Source organism: Pseudomonas sp. MWU12-2345 (assembly GCF_023242385.1).
Classification (GTDB): Bacteria; Pseudomonadota; Gammaproteobacteria; order Pseudomonadales; family Pseudomonadaceae; genus Aquipseudomonas; species Aquipseudomonas gingeri_D.
In genome coordinates this window covers 626,270-643,691 of the sequence record NZ_JALLJA010000001.1, presented here as the reverse complement: position 1 = coordinate 643,691, position 17,422 = coordinate 626,270, and the positions used below count along the sequence as shown (strand labels likewise).

General features: G+C 63.1%; 20 protein-coding genes. 7 read left to right on the top strand and 13 right to left on the bottom strand.

Annotated elements, in window-relative coordinates; translation table 11 throughout:
* Positions 1-22 precede the first annotated feature (22 nt).
* Both M5C71_RS02860 and dctM read left to right on the top strand, forming a co-directional pair.
* Positions 23-661 (top strand): TRAP transporter small permease, encoded by a 639-nt coding sequence (locus tag M5C71_RS02860; protein WP_103499830.1) that lies wholly within the window; start codon positions 23-25, stop codon positions 659-661.
* A complete protein-coding gene (gene dctM / locus M5C71_RS02855) occupies positions 661-1,944 on the top strand; it encodes a C4-dicarboxylate TRAP transporter large permease protein DctM (RefSeq protein ID WP_100941087.1) in 1,284 nt (427 codons plus the stop codon). The genes M5C71_RS02860 and dctM overlap by 1 nt, the downstream gene beginning before the upstream one ends.
* 236 nt (positions 1,945-2,180) lie before the next feature.
* Here dctM and M5C71_RS02850 read toward each other — a convergent pair whose 3' ends face one another.
* The gene (locus M5C71_RS02850) at positions 2,181-2,507 is read right to left on the bottom strand and encodes a hypothetical protein (RefSeq protein ID WP_103497945.1); all 327 of its coding nucleotides are present in this window, start codon (positions 2,505-2,507) and stop codon (positions 2,181-2,183) included.
* Between the two features lie 153 nt (positions 2,508-2,660).
* Here M5C71_RS02850 and M5C71_RS02845 point away from each other — a divergent pair, with 153 nt between their 5' ends.
* Genes M5C71_RS02845 through M5C71_RS02835 form a run of 3 tightly spaced genes read left to right on the top strand, consistent with a single transcriptional unit; the run spans position 2,661 to position 4,925 of the window.
* Positions 2,661-3,386: a TonB-dependent outer membrane receptor gene (locus M5C71_RS02845; protein WP_248767154.1), complete on the top strand. Its 726-nt coding sequence runs from the start codon at positions 2,661-2,663 to the stop codon at positions 3,384-3,386.
* Positions 3,387-3,391: 5 nt separating this feature from the next.
* On the top strand, positions 3,392-3,940 hold the full coding sequence (locus M5C71_RS02840) for a sigma-70 family RNA polymerase sigma factor (protein WP_100941089.1): 549 nt from the start codon (positions 3,392-3,394) through the stop codon (positions 3,938-3,940).
* Between the two features lie 49 nt (positions 3,941-3,989).
* Positions 3,990-4,925, top strand: a complete 936-nt coding sequence (locus M5C71_RS02835) for a DUF4880 domain-containing protein (protein ID WP_248767153.1) — start codon at positions 3,990-3,992, stop codon at positions 4,923-4,925.
* A gap of 9 nt (positions 4,926-4,934) precedes the next feature.
* Here the strand turns inward: M5C71_RS02835 and M5C71_RS02830 are convergent, their stop codons facing one another.
* Together M5C71_RS02830 and M5C71_RS02825 are read right to left on the bottom strand one after the other, a co-directional pair.
* A complete protein-coding gene (locus M5C71_RS02830; RefSeq protein WP_103497943.1) occupies positions 4,935-5,546 on the bottom strand; it encodes a prepilin-type N-terminal cleavage/methylation domain-containing protein in 612 nt (203 codons plus the stop codon).
* Complete coding sequence (locus tag M5C71_RS02825; RefSeq protein WP_248767152.1) at positions 5,543-5,995, bottom strand: GspH/FimT family pseudopilin; 453 nt, start codon at positions 5,993-5,995, stop codon at positions 5,543-5,545. The genes M5C71_RS02830 and M5C71_RS02825 overlap by 4 nt, the downstream gene beginning before the upstream one ends.
* A gap of 247 nt (positions 5,996-6,242) precedes the next feature.
* Here M5C71_RS02825 and M5C71_RS02820 point away from each other — a divergent pair, with 247 nt between their 5' ends.
* Entirely contained in the window at positions 6,243-6,674 is a 432-nt protein-coding gene (locus M5C71_RS02820; protein ID WP_248767151.1) for a general secretion pathway protein GspC, read from the top strand.
* Here the strand turns inward: M5C71_RS02820 and gspI are convergent.
* The 10 genes from gspI to hutH all read right to left on the bottom strand — a co-directional run bounded on the left by gspI (position 6,634) and on the right by hutH (position 16,446).
* Positions 6,634-7,050: a type II secretion system minor pseudopilin GspI gene (gene gspI / locus M5C71_RS02815; protein WP_103497940.1), complete on the bottom strand. Its 417-nt coding sequence runs from the start codon at positions 7,048-7,050 to the stop codon at positions 6,634-6,636. The two genes, M5C71_RS02820 and gspI, sit on opposite strands and share 41 nt — an antisense overlap.
* 129 nt (positions 7,051-7,179) lie before the next feature.
* Positions 7,180-7,917: a histidine utilization repressor gene (gene hutC, locus M5C71_RS02810; RefSeq protein WP_100941096.1), complete on the bottom strand. Its 738-nt coding sequence runs from the start codon at positions 7,915-7,917 to the stop codon at positions 7,180-7,182.
* Positions 7,918-7,920: 3 nt separating this feature from the next.
* On the bottom strand, positions 7,921-9,054 hold the full coding sequence (hisC, locus tag M5C71_RS02805) for a histidinol-phosphate transaminase (RefSeq protein ID WP_248767150.1): 1,134 nt from the start codon (positions 9,052-9,054) through the stop codon (positions 7,921-7,923).
* The gene (locus tag M5C71_RS02800; RefSeq protein WP_283093899.1) at positions 9,051-9,890 is read right to left on the bottom strand and encodes an amino acid ABC transporter ATP-binding protein; all 840 of its coding nucleotides are present in this window, start codon (positions 9,888-9,890) and stop codon (positions 9,051-9,053) included. The genes hisC and M5C71_RS02800 overlap by 4 nt, the downstream gene beginning before the upstream one ends.
* Positions 9,891-9,940: 50 nt before the next feature.
* Positions 9,941-10,612, bottom strand: coding sequence for an amino acid ABC transporter permease (locus M5C71_RS02795; protein ID WP_103497937.1), 672 nt, complete (start codon positions 10,610-10,612; stop codon positions 9,941-9,943).
* Positions 10,609-11,268 carry an amino acid ABC transporter permease gene (locus M5C71_RS02790; protein WP_103497936.1) on the bottom strand — a complete coding sequence of 220 codons (660 nt, stop codon included), beginning with the start codon at positions 11,266-11,268 and terminating at the stop codon, positions 10,609-10,611. Before M5C71_RS02790 ends, M5C71_RS02795 begins: the two co-directional genes overlap by 4 nt.
* Positions 11,269-11,341: 73 nt before the next feature.
* Positions 11,342-12,178, bottom strand: coding sequence for a transporter substrate-binding domain-containing protein (locus M5C71_RS02785; RefSeq protein ID WP_248767149.1), 837 nt, complete (start codon positions 12,176-12,178; stop codon positions 11,342-11,344).
* Positions 12,179-12,279: 101 nt separating this feature from the next.
* The gene (locus M5C71_RS02780; RefSeq protein ID WP_248767148.1) at positions 12,280-13,656 is read right to left on the bottom strand and encodes an FAD-binding oxidoreductase; all 1,377 of its coding nucleotides are present in this window, start codon (positions 13,654-13,656) and stop codon (positions 12,280-12,282) included.
* On the bottom strand, positions 13,653-14,858 hold the full coding sequence (locus M5C71_RS02775; RefSeq protein ID WP_248767147.1) for an alpha-hydroxy acid oxidase: 1,206 nt from the start codon (positions 14,856-14,858) through the stop codon (positions 13,653-13,655). The genes M5C71_RS02780 and M5C71_RS02775 overlap by 4 nt, the downstream gene beginning before the upstream one ends.
* Positions 14,859-14,916: 58 nt before the next feature.
* Entirely contained in the window at positions 14,917-16,446 is a 1,530-nt protein-coding gene (hutH, locus tag M5C71_RS02770; RefSeq protein WP_248767146.1) for a histidine ammonia-lyase, read from the bottom strand.
* Positions 16,447-16,967: 521 nt separating this feature from the next.
* Here hutH and gspG point away from each other — a divergent pair.
* Positions 16,968-17,414 (top strand): type II secretion system major pseudopilin GspG, encoded by a 447-nt coding sequence (gene gspG / locus M5C71_RS02765; protein WP_103497932.1) that lies wholly within the window; start codon positions 16,968-16,970, stop codon positions 17,412-17,414.
* The last annotated feature ends 8 nt before the right edge of the window (positions 17,415-17,422 follow it).

The window sequence follows — 17,422 nt, the reverse complement described above, 5'->3', positions numbered from 1 at the left end:
TCCCTCTCGCGGAGTCCTGTCCATGCAAACGCAACCCTTGCGGCGCATCTGGGAACATTTCGAGGAAGGCTTTATCGCTTTCCTGCTGGCGGCCATGACGCTGGTGACCTTTGTCTATGTGATGGCCAACAACATCTACACGCTGTTCTTCAACCTGGCTGATCGCTGGGCCTGGAGCCGCGCCTTCTTCAACAGCCTGGGCGACGCCACCATGACCGTGGCCCAGGACATGACCTGGAGCGTGGCCCTGACCAAGGCCATGTTCGGCTGGCTGATCTTCTTCGGTATCTCCTACGGCGTGCGCACCGCCGGCCACCTCGGGGTCGACGCCCTGGTCAAGCTGACCCCGCGTCCGGTGCAACGCTACCTGGCGCTGCTCGCCTGCGCCTGCTGCCTGGCCTACGCCGGGCTGTTCATGGTGGCCAGCTACAAGTGGCTGAGCGCGGTGCTCGCCGCCGGGATCGGTGCCGAAGACCTCGACCAGTATGGGATCAAGGTCGGCTATATCGTGGTGATCGTGCCGGTGGGTTTTGCCTTGGTGCTGATCCGCTACCTGGAAATCTTCTACCGCATTTTCACCCGTCGCCAGGCCGGTCTGGGCCTGGCCGATGAAGCCGGCGAAGCGAGCAAGCTGGCAAGTGAACACAAGGAGCAGCACTGATGGCCGTTCTCTGTCTGTTTCTGCTGTTGTTCACCTTCATGTTCCTCGGCGTGCCCATTGCGATTTCCCTGGGACTGTCCGGCGCGGTGTCGATCCTGATCTTCAGCCAGGACTCCCTCAGTTCCCTGGCGATCAAGCTGTTCGAGACCTCGGACGCCTACACCTTCCTGGCGATTCCGTTCTTCCTGTTGTCCGGTGCGTTCATGACCACCGGCGGCGTGGCCAAGCGCCTGATCGATTTCGCCAACGCCTGTGTCGGGCATATTCGTGGGGGCCTGGCGATTGCCGCCGTGCTGGCCTGCATGTTGTTCGCCGCCTTGTCCGGTTCTTCGCCGGCGACGGTGGCGGCGGTGGGTTCCATCGCGGTGGCGGGGATGGTCCGTTCGGGTTATCCGAAGGAGTTCGGTGCCGGGATCATCTGCAATGCCGGGACCCTGGGCATCCTGATTCCGCCGTCGATCGTCATGGTGGTGTACTCGGCGGCCACGGAAACCTCGGTGGGCAAGCTGTTTATGGCCGGGGTGATTCCCGGGCTGCTGCTGGGCCTGATGCTGATGGTGGCGATCTATATTGTTGCGCGGATCAAGAAATTACCTGCGCAGCCACGGGCGACCTTCCGCGAGTGGTTGACGGCGGCGCGCCGTGCCTTCTGGGGGTTGCTGTTGCTGGTGATCATCCTCGGCGGGATCTACAGCGGCCTGTTCACCCCGACCGAAGCGGCGGCGGTGGCGGCGGTGTATTCGGCGTTTGTCGCCTTGTTCATCTACAAGGACATGAAGATCCGCGATTGCCCGAAGGTGCTGATGGAGTCGGGCCGGTTGGCGATCATGCTGATGTTCATCATCGCCAACGCCATCCTGTTCGCCCATGTGCTGACCACCGAGCAGATCCCGCAGCAGATCACCAACTGGGTGGTGTCCGAAGGGCTGACGCCGATCGGCTTCCTGATGATGGTCAACGTGGTGCTGTTGGTTGCCGGTAGTTTTATGGAGCCGTCGGCCATTGTGCTGATCCTGGCGCCGATCTTCTTCCCGATTGCGGTGAAGCTGGGGATTGACCCGATTCACCTGGGGATCGTCATGGTGGTGAATATGGAAATCGGCCTGGTACACCCGCCGGTGGGGTTGAACCTGTTCGTGACCTCGGCGGTAACCGGGCTCACCCTGGGACAGACTATCCGTGCGGCGTTGCCGTGGTTGATGATCCTGCTGGCGTTCCTGATCCTGGTGACCTACGTGCCGATGATCTCGTTGACGCTGCCGCACTGGTTGGGCATGCCTTGATGCTCTGGAAGAGCAAGGCCAGCCCACGAAGCTTTTGGCAATCTTGAGGGCCTCTTCGCTGGCAAGCCAGGCTCCTACAGGTCTGTGTCGTACACAAAATCTGTGGCCGACAATGCACTGTAGGAGCAGGGCTTGCCCGCGAAGCTTTTGGCGATCTTGAGGACCCCTTCGCTGGCAAGCCAGGCTCCTACAAGGACCGCGCCTGGCTTCGAATTTCCTACAAGGGCGGCCAGGGGTCACTGGCCCGCTGGTGGCCGCTGCGGCATCACCGAGGTGCCGAAGGTATTGCCCATGCGTACGCTGGTGGCGGCCGGCGTCGCCAGGCCCAGTTTGTTGGGGGCTTTTTTGCTGATGTCGGGGTTCAGTGCTTCCTGGTTCTTCTGCCGCGCCTGGGTCTGCTCCGGGTCGCTCATCTGCTGGCTCAGGCAGTTGTAGTCCGGGGCCTTGTAGCCGCCGACACTGACGTCGATGCAACCGACCGGTTGCGCGGTCGGCTCAGCGGCCAGCGCCGAGCCCGATAGCGCGAGCAACAACAGCGCGGTAAGGGTTGATGAGCATTTCATTGACGCCTCCTGGCGACCCTGGAAGAAGGGTTTCTCTGGTCCTTTAGTCTAGATCAAAGCCGTTCGCCACCAGGTGATGGTTTTTTTGCAGTGAACGTAACATCAGGTTCATAAACAGCCCTCAGGATGACGATTTTCAGGAACACGTCAGCTGTGCAGGGACTTCGATCCGTGGCGGTGCGTCTGTCGTTCTTTCGCTATCCCTTGGCGAGCCTGGTCCTGGCCGGCTGGCTGCTGGGCGGGATTTGTTCGTGCCTGGCGGCGGAACCGGTCCAGCTTGATCCCGAGGCGCGCCTGGACCTGGACATTGCCGCCCAGGAGCTGGCTGGTGCACTGGATACCTTCAGTCGCCTGACCGGCATGGCGGTGCTGGTGGACCGCGACCTGACCCGCGCACGTCGATCCTTTGCCGTGCAGGGTCGCTATCGGGCCAGCGAAGCCTTGAGCCTGTTGCTCACCGGCACTGGCCTGATGGCGCGTTACGCCCGGGCCGATGCCTTCACCCTGCAAGTGGCGCAAGTCAACGAGCGGCCGACGGGCAAGGGGAGCGAGGGTTCGGCGGCGAGAGCCATGGCAAGCAGTTATGCCCAGGCGATCCAGGTGGCGATCGAGCAGGCCTTGTGTGCGTTGCCGCTGACCCGGCCGGGGACTTACCGGGCGGTGTTGCAGGTGTGGATCGGGCGTGCCGGTGATGTCCAGTACAGCCGCCTGGTCAGTTCCACCGGAGATATTCAGCGCGACGGGGCGCTGGTGGCACGGTTGAGTGGTGTGCGTGTCAGGCGTCCCGCGCCGACGTCGCTGCATCAACCGATAACCCTTCTAATAACGCCGAACTCAGCAGGAAGCAGCATGGAATGCACAGAGCGGGAAGGAGCCTGATAAGTATGAAGAATATCGGGCAGAGTCCTATGGTCCGGTTGTTCCTGACCTCCTATGACGACTTCAAGGCGCGCTTGCGCCGACGCCTGGGTTCCGAGGATCTGGCCAACGACGTCCTGCACGAAACCTATCTGCGGGTCGACCGCATGGAAGCGCCGCTCAACCTCACCCAGCCCAACGCCTATCTGTACCGCATGGCGCTTAATATCGCCGCCGATCGCCGTCAGGCCGACGCGCGCTTGTTGACGGGTGAGGAAATCGAGGAACTGTTGCAGGTCAGCGACGAATCCCAGGACCCGGAGCGGGTCGTGGGGGGGCAGAAGGAGATCCAGTTGCTGCTCAGCGCCCTGTATGAACTGCCGCCACGGCGACGGCGGATCTTTATCGCGGCGCGTCTGGAAGAAGCGCCGCACCTGGAGATTTCCCAACGTTTCGGGATTTCCACGCGCATGGTCGAAAAGGAATTGAAGGCCGCCCTGGGGCATTGCGCGGCACGCCTTGAAAGAAAAGTGATTCAGCGGTTCGGTCCCGGTGCGGGAAAACCGTCTAGGTAATAGACCAGCAAAATTTTCTTGAGTACCTGCGCGCTTGAACACGACTTCCATGACTGATTCCCGGGCCGGCGAGACCGCTCGATTGCACAGCGAAGCCCAGGATTGGCTGATCCTCCTGACCTCGGGGCGGGCCACCGCCGGCGATGCCCGGGCCTTGCGCCAGTGGTGCGCGCAGAGCCCGGAACACGCCCAGGCGTTCGAACGCAGCAAGTCGATGTGGCACTCCCTCAAGCCGGCCACCTTGCAATTGCAGCATCCGCCCCGTGCCCGGCAGTTTGGCCGAAGGGCTTTTCTCGGCGCTGCCATTGCGGCGTCGGCGGCTTTTTTCCTGGTGCGCGAAACGATACCCGGCGGTTTTTCCGGGCTGGGTGCCGATTACGTCACCGAAGTCGGCGAGCAGCGGCGCATCGACCTGAGCGGCGATATCCGCCTGGAGCTCAACACCCAGACCCGGATCAATCGTCTGGCGGCGGTCGGCGGCAGCCCGCAGATCGAACTGGTCAGCGGCGAAGTGGAGGTGGTGACACGTTCACGGGAGTCGATCAGCGTCCAGGCCGGTCCGGGCTGGTTGCATGCCGATCAGGTGCGTTTCAACGTGCGTCATATTGACCAGAGCGTTTGTGTGACCTGTATCGAAGGTCTGCTGACGGTACAGGTGCAGGGCCGCAGCTTTCGTCTGGAGAGTGGCCGACAGTTGACCTATGACGCCCAGCATACCGGCGAGCCGCAAACGGTCGATGCGGCGAACGTGATCGCCTGGCGTAACAAGATGCTGGTGTTCAATGATGCGACCCTGGCCTCGGTGATCGACGAGATCAACCGCTATCGCCCGGGCATGCTGGTGTTGCTCAATGCCGAGTTGGGCAAACGCAAGGTCCAGGCGCGTTTCAGTCTCGATCAGTTGGCGGGGGTGGCGTTGTTGATCCGCGATGCCTACGGAGCCAAGTGCACCGAGTTGCCGGGTGGCGTGGTGTTGCTGAGCTAGCGAGGCCCGCTATTCCAGCGGGCCCAGCACCTGGCGATAACGCTCCGGCCCCTGGGGTGTGTCGCGCACCAGGGTGATTTCCAGACCCTGGGGATTATCCTGATGACTACCGCCCAGGTTGCGCCAGCCCTTGCCCGGTTGCCAGACCCGCAAGTCCATTTCCCGCACCTGAGCCAGTACCGCGACACCCTCCTTGGCCGCCGGCAACGGGAATTGCGTGCGCGCCGGTCCAGCAGCGCGATACAGAGTGCCGCCCTGCAACCACCAGCGCACCCGTTGCAGAGCGCCGTCCTGCTGCGGCGCGGCGCGGATCAGCTCCAGGCGAAAGCCCTTGCCCTCGGCGCTGCGTACGCTCAGGGCCACGGGGGCGGGCGGGGCTTCGTGTTCGGTATCCACCACCACCGGTTCCACCAGTTCAATGCTGGCGCGCAGCGCCACATCACGCTCCAACTGCCCCAACGCCGCCAGCAGTTCGCGGGTCTGTCCGGCGCTGGCCTTGAGGTGTTCGTCGGCGCGGTTGACGCTGTCCAGCCCGCGCCAGGCGATCACGCTGACAATCGCCATCAGCATGATCGCGACCATCACTTCGATCAGGGTAAAGCCTTGCTGGCGCCTGTTCATTGCACCTTCACCTCGCCGGTGGCGCTACGCAGCACGCTGATACTGTGCTGGCCGTCGGAGAGCGACAGGCGCAACGGCACGCCGATCCACTCGGCGGTCAACAGCAGGCTTTTGCCCGGGTCGATACGCACCTGCATCGGTGTGCTCTGCCAGGCGCGGGGGCGCAGCTGCGGGTCCTGGGCGAACTGCTCGACGCCGCCCTGGTCGTCGCCGCGGCTGAAGCGATAACCCTTGCTGTCGCTCAGCCAGCGAATCGGCCGTCCATCGGCCCGGACCTCGGCCTGGGCTACCTGCAGGGCCTGGGCCAGTGTCTCGGCGTCCTTGCGCAGCAGGTGCAACGGGTCCGGCTTGATGCTCAGGCCAATGGCCGCACTGGCGATACCGATGATGACCAGCACCACCATCAGTTCGATCAGGGTGAAACCGGCTTGGGGGCGCACGACATCCATTCGACAAGGGCTCCTTGGGGGTTGATACAGGCTGCGCCGCGAAGATGATGAGCATGTGAAATAAAAACGTGAGAATTGACAGGTAGTCTGATGGGAGCGCGTTTCTGTAGGAGTCGGCTTGCTGGCGATACGAATTCATGGTCGACATCGTTGTCGCCTGATACATCGCTATCGCTGGCAAGCCAGCTCCCACAGGGATTTGCGGCGCAGCCTCTGTTTCGGATCACTGTCGAGAAGGACCTCAAGCATGCAATGGAGTCACCGTTTTTCCCCGCCGCAGTTCGTTCAGGCGCTGGCCTTGCTCGCGGCCCTGGCCGGTGCGCTGACCTGGTCCAGCCTGTTGCTGAAGCCCGCGCCATCGCTGTTACCCGAAGGCCTGCCGCAAACCGCCGGCACCCGCAGCGACAACCCCGCCCTGGAATGGTTTTCCAACCAGCCGGCGGTGCTCGATATCAAGGTCTCCGGGGTCATGGCCGGAGTGCACGGGGCGGTGGCGATCCTCAGTCTCAACGACGGCCCTCCGCGCAGTTTCCTGGCGGGCGAAACCCTGAGCCAGGGCGTGCGCCTGCTGGCCATCGAGCCCGAGGGCATTGTTGTCGAACGCGGCACGGAAAAACTCCACCTGAACGTGACCCGCCTCAGTGCTGCGCCGTTCCTGCCGAAGCTGACCCGCCCTTGAGTGCCGGTTGGGCCGGGCTCAGCACGGTTTCCAACTGGGCCAGCGGTGGCGCCTCGCGGCTGCGATCGAGGACCAGGATATCGACTTTGAACAGACCGGCGCCGAACGCGCCGATCATCTGGTCGCAGCGCAACATCAGCCGGCCCTGATCGCATTCGAAGGATTTGCGCCCGACGGGCAGGCGTCCTTCCAGGCGCAATTCCGCCAGACGGCTCTGGGCCGCCAGCAAGGCGATGGATTTGTCCCGCAACAGCCCGTTGCTCTGGGTCATCACCCCGGCCATGCGCACGGCGGCGGACAGCGCGACGGCGATGATTGTCAGGGCCACCAGCACTTCGATCAGGGTGAAACCACCTTGGTGGTGTGGACGGGGCATCAAGTCGACTCGAGAGGGGAACCCGGGCTCAAGACTAGGGGGCTTGTTTGACCGCCTGCTGACCAAAGCTCCCGAGCTTTTCGCAACGGCTTGCCGTTGATTCGCCTTCAGCCGATGACAGGTCTTCCCTTAACTGTCCCTGTGGGCGCCACTCACTGGCAGGCGGCTGCCGAGGCGATACCGCGACGAGGGATGGGTCAGGCGAACGTAGGTGACAATCTTGTTCTGGCTCCAGGTCCGCCGTACCAGGATCAGGCATGGCTCCAGGGCGTCGATCTGCATATGCCGGCTTTCGTCGCTGCTGGGGTGACCGGCCTCGACAATATGCTCCATCTCGTCGGGACGAATGACCTGCAACAGGTAGCGTGCCGGTTGCAGTTGTTCACCGAACTCCTGTTGCAGAAAGTCCGGCACCAGCTCGGGATTGACATAGCGATCCTCGAACTGCACCGGCACGCCTTCTTCGCTGTGCACGCAGATCAGGTGAAACACCGACGAGCCGGTAGGCAGCGCCAGCGCGGCGGCCACCGGCATCGAGGCCGCCTCGCGGCCCAGGTGCAGGACCCGGCAGGAATAGCTGTGCCCGCGGGCGATGATTTCATCTGCGATATTGGTGATGCGCAGCAGGTTCGATTGCGGCTTGCTTTCGGCGACAAAGGTGCCGACGCCGGAGATGCGTAACAGATGACCTTCTTCCGTCAGCTCGCGCAAGGCCCGGTTGACGGTCATGCGCGAAATGCCCAGTTCCTGCACCAGGCGGTTTTCCGAGGGGATCAAGTCGCCAGGCTTCCATTCGCCGCTGCGCAGCTTGTCTTGCACAAAGTCCTTCGCGCGCCGATAGAGGGCTTGCGGTGCATTTTTGATCATGGGTCAGTCCGCATCTTTTTGAGCGGCAAGAACACTTGCCAGGGCTTTGAGAAAAAGGTCGTTATCCTCACAGCTACCGATGGAGACACGCAAGTACTCTGTGTAGCCGTCTTCACGCCAGGGTTTGACGATAATGCCCTTGCCCAGCAAGGCCTGGTTGATGGTTTCAGCGGGATAGGGCGTGCTGAAGAAGAGGAAGTTGGCCAGCGACGGCGCGGTGTCCAGCCCCATGTTCTGCAAGGCAATCACCATATGCCGGCGCTCATGGGCGACGTGGGCGAGGGTGGCTTGCAGGTGCTCTTCATCCGCCAGTGCGGCAATCGCCGCAGCCTGGGCCACGCGATTGATATTGAATGGCGTGCGCAGGCGGTCGATCAGGTCGGCCAGCATCGGGTCGCTGACGATGCCGTAGCCGATCCGCAAACCGGCCAGGGAATACGCCTTGGAGAAGGTCCGCAGCAGGATAAAGGGCTTGCCGCTGGCCTGGATCAGACCGAGGCAATCGGGATAACCCTCTTCGAATTGCGCGTACTCGTAATAAGCCTCGTCGAACACCAGCAGGCACTGGGCCGGCAGTGCCGCCAACAGGCGTTGCAGCTCGTCGGCATCGAGGGTGCAGCCGACCGGGTTGGAAGGGCAGGAAAACATCAGAAGACGGGTTTTCGGGGTCAGCGCCTGAATCATTGCCGGCACGTCGAAACGGCCTTCATCGGTCATCGGCACGCCCGTTACCCGGGCCCCGGCGGCGATGGGGTAGATAAAGTGCAGGCCGAACGAGGGCACCACGGTGACCACTTCATCGCCATGGTCGAGGAACACCCGGCTGATGATGCTCAGCAAATCTTCGGAACCGTTGCCGAACACCAGCTGATTGCCCGGTACGCCGAGCTTGGCGCTGAGGGCCGCGCGCAGTTCCAGGCAGCTGGCATCCGGGTACAGCGCGATGCTGGAACAGGCCAGGGTCATGGCTGCGGCGACCGCCGGTGCCGGGCCCAGGGGATTTTCGTTGCTACCCAGCTTGGCCACCCGGGTCAGCCCGAAACGTTTGCGCACTGCTTCGGTGCCAAGGCCGGCGTTGTAGCTGGCCAGATCACGCACCTGGGGGCGGGCGAGGAGTTGCAGTTCAGCAGCGTTCATACCGGGGAAGCCTCTTTGTTGTCTTGCCAGAACGCATTGCGATCCAGATAGTTCTGCAGGAATTGCTGCAGACGGGGGTGTTCGGTGTTGTGGAAGATTTGCTGCGGGGTGCCCTGGGCCACCACCTGACCCTGGTCGAGGAACACCACCGAATCGGCGACCTGGGCGGCGAAACCCATCTCATGGGTGACCACCACCATGGTCATGCCTTCCTTGGCCAGGGTCTTCATGACCTGCAGGACTTCGCCCACCAGCTCCGGGTCGAGGGCCGAAGTCGGTTCGTCGAACAGCATGATGTGCGGCTCCATGGCCAGCGCCCGGGCAATCGCCACGCGCTGCTGCTGACCGCCGGAGAGCTGGATCGGATAGACATCGGCCTTGTGCGCCAGGCCGACTTTGTCGAGCATCGCCAGGGCGCGTTTACGGGCTTCGGCGGCCGGCAGCTTGCGCACCCGCAGCAGGGCTTCGCTGACATTGCCCAACGCGGTCATGTGCGGCCACAGGTTGAACTGCTGGAAGACCATGCCGACATTGCGCCGGACCTGATTGATCTGGGCTTGTGCCGCGCGTTTGCGGCCTTTGCCGTTGTCCGGCACATAGCCGAGCAACTGGCCTTCGATATGAATCTCGCCTTCGTCGTACTCTTCGAGAAAGGCCATGCTCCGCAGCAGGGTGCTTTTGCCCGAGCCGGAAGGGCCGATCAGGCACACCACTTCGGAATGCCGGACCTGCAGGTCGATCCCCTTGAGTACACGCAGGGCGCCGAAGCTCTTGCCGACATTGTGCAGGCGCACCATGGGTTGCGAGTCGCCGGGGAGTTGTTCGGAGGTCTTCATGGGGTCACCTTGTTTCGGGACAATGGGTGGCAGGGGGCGTTGTTGGATAGTCATTGCGGCTGCCTGCTCATAAAGCGGCCGACCCGGGTCTCCAGGACCATGCCCAGGCGTGAACAGAACTCCACCAGCAGCAGATAGCCGATACACAGCACCAGCAGGGTTTCGACGAAGGCGAAGGTTTGCGAGCCGATACCGGTCATGACCATGGTCAGCTCCGGGATGGTGATGATCGACAGCACCGCGGTTTCCTTGCACAGGATGGTCACCAGGTTGACCAGCGCCGGCAGGATGATCACCAGCATCTGCGGCAACTGGATGCGCAGGATGCATTGCCAGCGGGTGATGCCCAGGCAGTCGGCCGCCTCCAGTTGGCCACGGGCCACCGACTCGAAGCCGGTGCGGAAGATCTCCGCGAAGTACACGCTGCCATAGATGCCCAGCCCGAGGATCCCGGCGGGAACAGGGTCCAGGCTGAGGCCGAAGGACGGCCCGCCGTAATAGACCAGGAACAGCTGGACCAGAAACGGCGTGCTGCGAATCACCTCGATAAACGCCCGTAGCGGTGCACGAATCAGGTTGTTGCCGAACAATTGGGCCACGGCAATCAGCAAGCCGAGGAACAACCCCAGGACCACCCCGGCGGACCAGGTGCCGAGGGTGACCGTGAAGCCCTGGGCGATATCGTCGAGGTGCTCGGTAATGACCCGGTAGTCGAAGATCATGTCTGTTGCTCCTTCATGCGTCGTTCCAACAGGCCGCCGCAGAACGCCAGTGGGATATTGATCAGGCAATAGAAACCGGCCAGCATCAGATAGTCCTGGACGAACAGGTAGTCGCTGGCCGCCAGGTTCTGCGCGGTACGGGTCAGGTCGGCGAGACCGACCACCGACACCAGCGAGGACGCCTTGATCAGCAGGATCATTTCATTGACCAGGGCCGGCAGGGTCAGGCGCACGGCTTGCGGCACACGGATGCGGACCAGCATCTGCCGGGTACTCAGGCCCAGCAGCCCGGCCGCTTCCAGCTGACCACCGGGGATGGCGAGAAAGCCGCCCCGGAGGATTTCAGCGATATAAGCCCCGGCGCACAACGACAGGCTGATGATCGCGGCCGTCAGCGGCGACACATTGGGCAGCCCGACCCGTGGCAGGAAGTAATAGACAAAGAGCAATTGCACCAGCAGCGGAATGCCCCGGAACACGAAGATGTAGCCGCCCCCCAGGCGCCTGAGCAACGGCAGCGGCGACAGGCGCAGGCTGGCGATCAGGATGCCGATGAAAAAGCCGATCACCAGGGCCGCGGTGGAGACCTCGAGGGTCACCAGCAGGCTGGTCAGCAGCAACGGCAGGTTCTGCAAAAATAAAGGCCAATCGAACATTGCAGTGACTCCAACTCAGCTGATCGCCGGCCAGGCTTGGCCGGCGATCAGGTCCTCCAATGGGCGGGCGGATTTACCAGGTTGGGGTGAAGTCGGCTTGCGGCACATTCATCTCGGCACCCAGCCACTTTTTCTGCAAGGCCGCCAGGCGCCCGTCCCCATGCATTTTCAGCAGGGCGGCATCGAGTGCGGCGATCAGGCTGTTGGCGTCGTCATCCTTGCGTCCCAGGTAGGCGAAGTAGGAGGTTTTGCCGAACGGTGGCTGGACCACTTTGAAGGCATTGCTGCGCTGGGCGGCGACATAGGAGATGTTCGGCAGCGAGTTGGCGACGGCGACGATGCGCTTGGCCGCCAGGTCCGCGTAGGCCTGGTTGTTGTCGACGTATTCACGGATGGTGACCTTCTGCGGCAGCGTCGCGGCGAAGGTCTTCAGTTCCTCGAGTTGCGCCGAGCCTTTGCCCGCGCCCACGGCCTTGCCGGCGATGTCTTGCGGCTTGGTGATGCTGTTGTCGTTGGCGCCAATCATCAAGGCCACGGTGGCTTCGGCGATCGGCAGCATGAAGTGATAACGCTCTTTACGGGCCTGGGTGACGATGATCGGGCCGGCGACCACGTCGAATTTCTTCGCTTCAAGCCCTGGCAATACGCTTGGCCACGGCAGGTCGAGGAATTTCACCTTGACCCCCAGTTCCTTGCCCAACTGCTCGAACAGCTCGGAGTTGAGGCCTTTCTGCTTGCCGTTGTCGGTGAAATCGAAAGGCGCAAATTGCAGCTCGGTACCTACCACCAGTTCACCGGCTTTCTTGACGTCCGCCAGTTGATCAGCATGTGCCGCCAGGGAAGCGACGCTCAGGGTGAGCGCCAGGCACAGGCCGTTGAATCGTTTACTGAATAGAGAATCGAGTTGCATGGTGTCACTCCTTCAGGGGATGCAGCGAGGTTGAGTGTGTGTTCCTGCGGTGATTCAGCTTGGTAACAGCAGTTAACGTGCCATTGCGGTATATACAGCCCTCAGGCGAGAATCTTGCCCGGGTTGAGAATGCCGTTGGGGTCGAAGCAGTCCTTGAGTTGGCGCATCACGGCGAGGGCCTCGGGGCCGACCGAGTGATGGAGAAACTCGCGCTTGAGCAGTCCGATGCCATGTTCGGCGGACACCGAGCCGCCGAGTTCGCCGACCGCGCTGTAGACCAGCTCCTCGATGGCCAGGATCGGCGCGGGTTGGGGCAGGGACGCGCAGTCCAGGGTCAGGTGCAGGTTGCTGTCACCGATGTGGCCGAAGTACACACTGTGGTTGCCCGGCCAGTGCTGTTCCAGGCGTATGCGGCAACGCTCGACGAAGTCGCCGATCAGGCCGATGGGTAGGCTGACGTCGAAATTCAATGGGGTCATGCGGACAGGAAACTCACCGGTGGCTTCGCGGATCTTCCAGAGTCCCCGGGCCTGGGCCTGGGAGCTGGCGAGAACCGCATCAAGGACCTCACCGGCGGCGAACGCCTCTTCCAGTGAGGTTTCCAGCTGCTCCTGGGAACCGGCGGACTCCAGCAGCACATACAGCGGATGCTCCAGCGACATCGGTGCCGTCGCGTTTTCCAGCCAGCTCACCCCGAGGCGGAAGAAGTCCTGCCACATCAGCTCATAGGCCTGTGGCGTGCCGACACTGCGCTGGATCCGCCGCAACAGGCTGACCGCGCTGGCGTAGTCGGGCAGGGCGCAGAGCAGGGTGCTGGTCTGGCCGGGTTGCGGCGCGAGCTTCAGGACCGCGCGGGTAATCACGCCCAAGGTGCCTTCGCTGCCGATAAAGCACTGTTTCAGGTCATAACCGCAGTTGTTCTTGATCATCTTGTTGCGCAGATCGAGCACCCGGCCATCGGCCAGGACCACTTCCAGTCCGAGTACCAGGTCGCGGGTCATGCCGTAGCGGATCACCGCATTGCCACCGGCATTGGTGGCGATATTGCCGCCGATCTGGCACGAACCGCGAGCGCCCAGGTCCAGGGGGAAGACAAAACCTGCGTTGAGCGCCGCCTGCTGGATTTCCTCCAGCGTGGTGCCGGCCAGGACGCTGATGGTGGCGGCGGCCGGGTCGATCTCTTCAATGCCGCGCAGGCGTTCCAGGGACAGGGCGATATCGTCGGCCCTGGGTACAGCGCCGCCCGCCAGCCCGGTCATGCCACCCTGGGGAACCACCGATTGTCCGGCGCCATTGCAGATCCGCAAGGCACTCGCCACGTCCGCCGTGGTTCGTGGCAACAGCAGCGCGGCGGGACAGGCCGGCGCATGGCCGGTCCAGTCGCTGTAGTGACGCTGACTGATATCGGCGCCGGTGACAACGGCGTCATTCCCCAGCGCCTGGCGCAGCAGTTCGAGGGTTTGTGGTAAATCGCTCATCGGCTCAACTCACGGTCGGAAAGGGTAGAAGGCGTCGTGACCAGGGCACGACGATCAAGCTGGTTCAGGTTCGCAGTGCCCAGCAAGGACAGGGCCAGGCGCAGCTCTTGCGCCAGCAGATCGAGGGCATGGCCGGCGCCTGCCTGTCCGCCGACGGCGACTCCATACAGGGTAGATCGCCCCAGCAACACCGCGTCGGCACCCAGTGCACAGGCTTTGAGAATGTCGCTGCCGCGCCGGATACCGCTGTCGAGCAGCAGCGCGAGCTTGCCCTTGGCCACGGCGGCAATTGCCGGCAGGCAGTCGAGGCTGGCGGGAACCCCGTCGAGTTGACGGCCGCCATGGTTGCTGACCACCAACCCGTCGAGTCCCAACGCCACGGCTTTTTCGGCATCCGCCGGGTGCAGCACGCCCTTGAGCAGCAGCCGATGGGGCCAGCGCTCGCGCAATCGGGCCAGCGCGTCCCAGTCGAGACCGGTGTCCATCTGGCTGCCGATAAAGTGCGCGGCGCCTTCGATGGTGCGTTGTCCGGGCGGCAGATAGCGCTCGATATTGCCCAGGGTCGGCAGGCCCCGTGGCCACAGCGCCTGGGCCATCCAGCGGGGATGACAGAGCACGTCGAGCTTGTTGCGCAGGCTCAGTTGCCGGGGTCGGACGAAGTTGCGCCGATCCCATTCGCGATTGCCCAGCAGTACGGCGTCGCTGGTCAGCAGCAAGGTCCTGCAACCGACCGCGTCGGCCCGTTGCAGCAGGTCCGCGCCAACGGCGGGGTCACGCAGGCAATAGAGCTGGAACCAGAGATTGACCTCGGGCACCGCCGTGACCAGTTGCTCCAGGGAACTGGTGGACACGGTACTCAAGGTAAAGGGCAGGCCGCGCTCCGTGGCGGCGCGGGCCAAGTGAATATCGGCATCGCGGTAAAGCATCGCGTTGTAGCCGGTGGGGCCGATGGCCATGGGCAGCGGCAGCTCTCGCCCGAACAGCGAGCGCTGGGTTTGCGTCACCGAGCAGGGCATCAGGGTGCGCGGTAACAGCGCTATATCAGCAAACGCCTGGCGATTGCGGCGTAGCGTCAGCTCTTCCTCCGCTCCGCCTTCCAGGTATTCCCAGGCGAAATGCGGCAGGCGTTGCCGGGCCATGACGGCCAGTTCGGCAATGCTCTGTGCCCGGTGAAAATCCGGCCCTGAATAGTAGCGACGCATGGCGATCCCTATGGCGTGAAGAAAGTGGCGCAGCAGGGCTGCGCCAACCCGGTGTCAATCAGGCATACAGACGTGCGGCGGGCAGCCAGCTCTCGAAGGCGGCGGACTCGACCCAGTTCCTGGCCGCCGCGATATCGGGCGCGAAGTAACGGTCTTCGTCGTAGTGCGCGACCTCGCGGCGAATCATCGCCAGGACTTCAGCGAGTTTTTCCGAGGTCTTGAGCGGGGCATGCAGGTCGACGCCCTGGGCGGCACCGAGCAGTTCGATGGCCACCACGGCGCTGCTGTTGCCGGCCATATCCAGCAAGCGGCGAGCCGCAAAGGTCGCCATCGACACATGGTCTTCCTGGTTGGCCGAGGTCGGCAGGCTGTCCACCGAGGCCGGGTGGGCCAGGGTCTTGTTCTCCGAGGCGAGGGCCGCGGCGGTGACCTGGGCGATCATGAATCCCGAGTTCAGGCCGCCTTCGCGGACCAGAAAGGCCGGCAGACCGGAGAGCGCCGGGTCGACCAGTTGCGCGATCCGCCGTTCGGACAGGGCACCGATTTCGGAAATCGCCAGGGCCAGCACGTCTGCGGCCATCGCCACCGGTTCGGCGTGGAAGTTGCCACCCGAGAGCACGTCGCCGTCGGCGCTGAACACCAATGGGTTATCCGAAACCGCGTTGGATTCACGCAGGAACACCCCGGCGGCAAAACGCAGGTGATCCAGGCAAGCGCCCATGACCTGTGGCTGGCAGCGCAGCGAGTAAGGATCCTGGACCCGCGCGCAGTCGATATGCGATCGGCGAATCTCGCTGTCAGCCAGCAGTTCACGATAGAACTGGGCCACGTCGATTTGTCCGGGTTGGCCGCGTACCGCCTGGATCCGCGGATCGAAGGGCACATCCGAGCCTTTCAAGGCTTCCACGCACAGGCTGCCGGCCACCACGGCGGCGCTGAACAGCTTCTCGGCGGCAAACAGCCCGCGCAGCGCCAGTGCGGTGGAGACCTGGGTGCCGTTGATCAGCGCCAGACCTTCCTTCGGCCCCAGCACCATGGGTTCCAGGCCGGCAATCGCCAGGCCTTCGACGGCATCCATCTCCCGTCCTTCATGGCGCACGCGACCAACGCCGATCAGCACGGCGGACATATGGGCCAGCGGTGCCAGGTCGCCCGAGGCGCCCACGGAGCCCTGGGACGGGATGCACGGATAGACCTTGGCGTGATAGAGCTTGACCAGCGCTTCGATCACTTCCCAGCGGATCCCGGAAAAACCACGGGCCAGCGAGCCGACCTTCAATGCCATGATCAGGCCGACGCTGGCATCATCGAGCAGCGGCCCGGTGCCGGTGCAGTGGGAGAGCAGCAGGTTGCGTTGCAGCTTGGCCAGCGACTCGGTGGCAATCGAGGTCCTGGCCAGCAGGCCGAAGCCGGTGTTGATGCCGTACACGGTGCGCTGGTTGGCGATGATCTCGTTCACCGTGCGGGTGCTGGCGTCGACGTTTTCGCGAGCGGCGGGGTCTAGCTCGATCGCGCATTGCTTCTGATAGATGACGCGCAGTTGATCCAGGGTGAGTTGACCGGGCTTGAGCTGCAGAGGTGCGGGCATGGCAGTGTCCTAAGGCGGAGGGTGGGTGGAATAGGTGGCTATATGTTCCTGTATATACATGATGAGCAATATGCGGGCCAGAACTGCTATTCCGCCCAGAGAGTGGCGTTTCAGACCCGATTCCCGTCGCTTGCGAAAAAATGACAGTGGCTGTTGAATCTTGAATGTGTAACCAAAAGCCGCACCAAAACTGCGCCTCTCGCACACTGTTGGGGCGAATTGAAACCAATGGCAGTAGGGTTTTTCGCGAAGCAAGGCTTGCGAGCAACGGATGGTCGCTTTGGCCGGCAAGGTGTCGCGGGGAGATAAAGGCGGGGAAGCAATGATGAAAATTCATGCTGTATATACAGGTTGTGGCGATTTCACTCGCCAAACGACTGGCCGGGCCTCGCGAGACTGAATGCTGGCGGTAGAAACGCGCAACGGGGCGGCAGGTATTTCCTCCCGAGGATTTTCAATACCGGTGACATATCTTCTTGCAACAATCCGCGGCGAATCGAATCAAGCCAAGGAATGTCGAGATGGATATCGCGCACATCAGTTCCCGCTCGCGGATCGGCGCCCAGAAAGGGTTCACGCTGATCGAGATCATGGTCGTGGTGGTCATTCTCGGGATCCTCGCGGCCATTGTGGTGCCCAAGGTTCTCGACCGCCCCGACCAGGCCCGGGTCACCGCCGCCCGGCAGGACATCGGCAGCCTGATGCAGGCCCTCAAGCTCTATCGCCTCGACCACGGCACCTACCCGAACCAGAACCAGGGCCTGAAGGTCCTGGCCGAGCGCCCGGCGAATGCCAAGGACAGCACCTGGCGCTCCTATCTCGAACGCCTGCCCAACGATCCGTGGGGGCGTCCTTACCAGTACCTCAACCCCGGGGCCAACGGTGAAGTCGATGTGTTCTCCCTGGGCGCCGACGGCAAGCCGGGCGGCGAAGGCACCGATGCTGATATCGGCTCCTGGCAGTTGTAGTCCGGGCC

What these genes read in the sequence shown, in the direction of transcription:
- M5C71_RS02860 (WP_103499830.1), top strand. Translation starts at nt 23, where the DNA reads ATGCAAACGCAACCCTTGCGGCGCATCTGGGAACATTTCGAGGAAGGC.
- dctM (WP_100941087.1), top strand. Translation starts at nt 661, where the DNA reads ATGGCCGTTCTCTGTCTGTTTCTGCTGTTGTTCACCTTCATGTTCCTC.
- M5C71_RS02850 (WP_103497945.1), bottom strand. Translation starts at nt 2,507, where the DNA reads ATGAAATGCTCATCAACCCTTACCGCGCTGTTGTTGCTCGCGCTATCG.
- M5C71_RS02840 (WP_100941089.1), top strand. Translation starts at nt 3,392, where the DNA reads ATGAAGAATATCGGGCAGAGTCCTATGGTCCGGTTGTTCCTGACCTCC.
- M5C71_RS02835 (WP_248767153.1), top strand. Translation starts at nt 3,990, where the DNA reads ATGACTGATTCCCGGGCCGGCGAGACCGCTCGATTGCACAGCGAAGCC.
- M5C71_RS02830 (WP_103497943.1), bottom strand. Translation starts at nt 5,546, where the DNA reads ATGAACAGGCGCCAGCAAGGCTTTACCCTGATCGAAGTGATGGTCGCG.
- M5C71_RS02825 (WP_248767152.1), bottom strand. Translation starts at nt 5,995, where the DNA reads ATGGATGTCGTGCGCCCCCAAGCCGGTTTCACCCTGATCGAACTGATG.
- M5C71_RS02820 (WP_248767151.1), top strand. Translation starts at nt 6,243, where the DNA reads ATGCAATGGAGTCACCGTTTTTCCCCGCCGCAGTTCGTTCAGGCGCTG.
- gspI (WP_103497940.1), bottom strand. Translation starts at nt 7,050, where the DNA reads ATGCCCCGTCCACACCACCAAGGTGGTTTCACCCTGATCGAAGTGCTG.
- hutC (WP_100941096.1), bottom strand. Translation starts at nt 7,917, where the DNA reads ATGATCAAAAATGCACCGCAAGCCCTCTATCGGCGCGCGAAGGACTTT.
- hisC (WP_248767150.1), bottom strand. Translation starts at nt 9,054, where the DNA reads ATGAACGCTGCTGAACTGCAACTCCTCGCCCGCCCCCAGGTGCGTGAT.
- M5C71_RS02800 (WP_283093899.1), bottom strand. Translation starts at nt 9,890, where the DNA reads ATGAAGACCTCCGAACAACTCCCCGGCGACTCGCAACCCATGGTGCGC.
- M5C71_RS02795 (WP_103497937.1), bottom strand. Translation starts at nt 10,612, where the DNA reads ATGATCTTCGACTACCGGGTCATTACCGAGCACCTCGACGATATCGCC.
- M5C71_RS02790 (WP_103497936.1), bottom strand. Translation starts at nt 11,268, where the DNA reads ATGTTCGATTGGCCTTTATTTTTGCAGAACCTGCCGTTGCTGCTGACC.
- M5C71_RS02785 (WP_248767149.1), bottom strand. Translation starts at nt 12,178, where the DNA reads ATGCAACTCGATTCTCTATTCAGTAAACGATTCAACGGCCTGTGCCTG.
- M5C71_RS02780 (WP_248767148.1), bottom strand. Translation starts at nt 13,656, where the DNA reads ATGAGCGATTTACCACAAACCCTCGAACTGCTGCGCCAGGCGCTGGGG.
- M5C71_RS02775 (WP_248767147.1), bottom strand. Translation starts at nt 14,858, where the DNA reads ATGCGTCGCTACTATTCAGGGCCGGATTTTCACCGGGCACAGAGCATT.
- hutH (WP_248767146.1), bottom strand. Translation starts at nt 16,446, where the DNA reads ATGCCCGCACCTCTGCAGCTCAAGCCCGGTCAACTCACCCTGGATCAA.
- gspG (WP_103497932.1), top strand. Translation starts at nt 16,968, where the DNA reads ATGGATATCGCGCACATCAGTTCCCGCTCGCGGATCGGCGCCCAGAAA.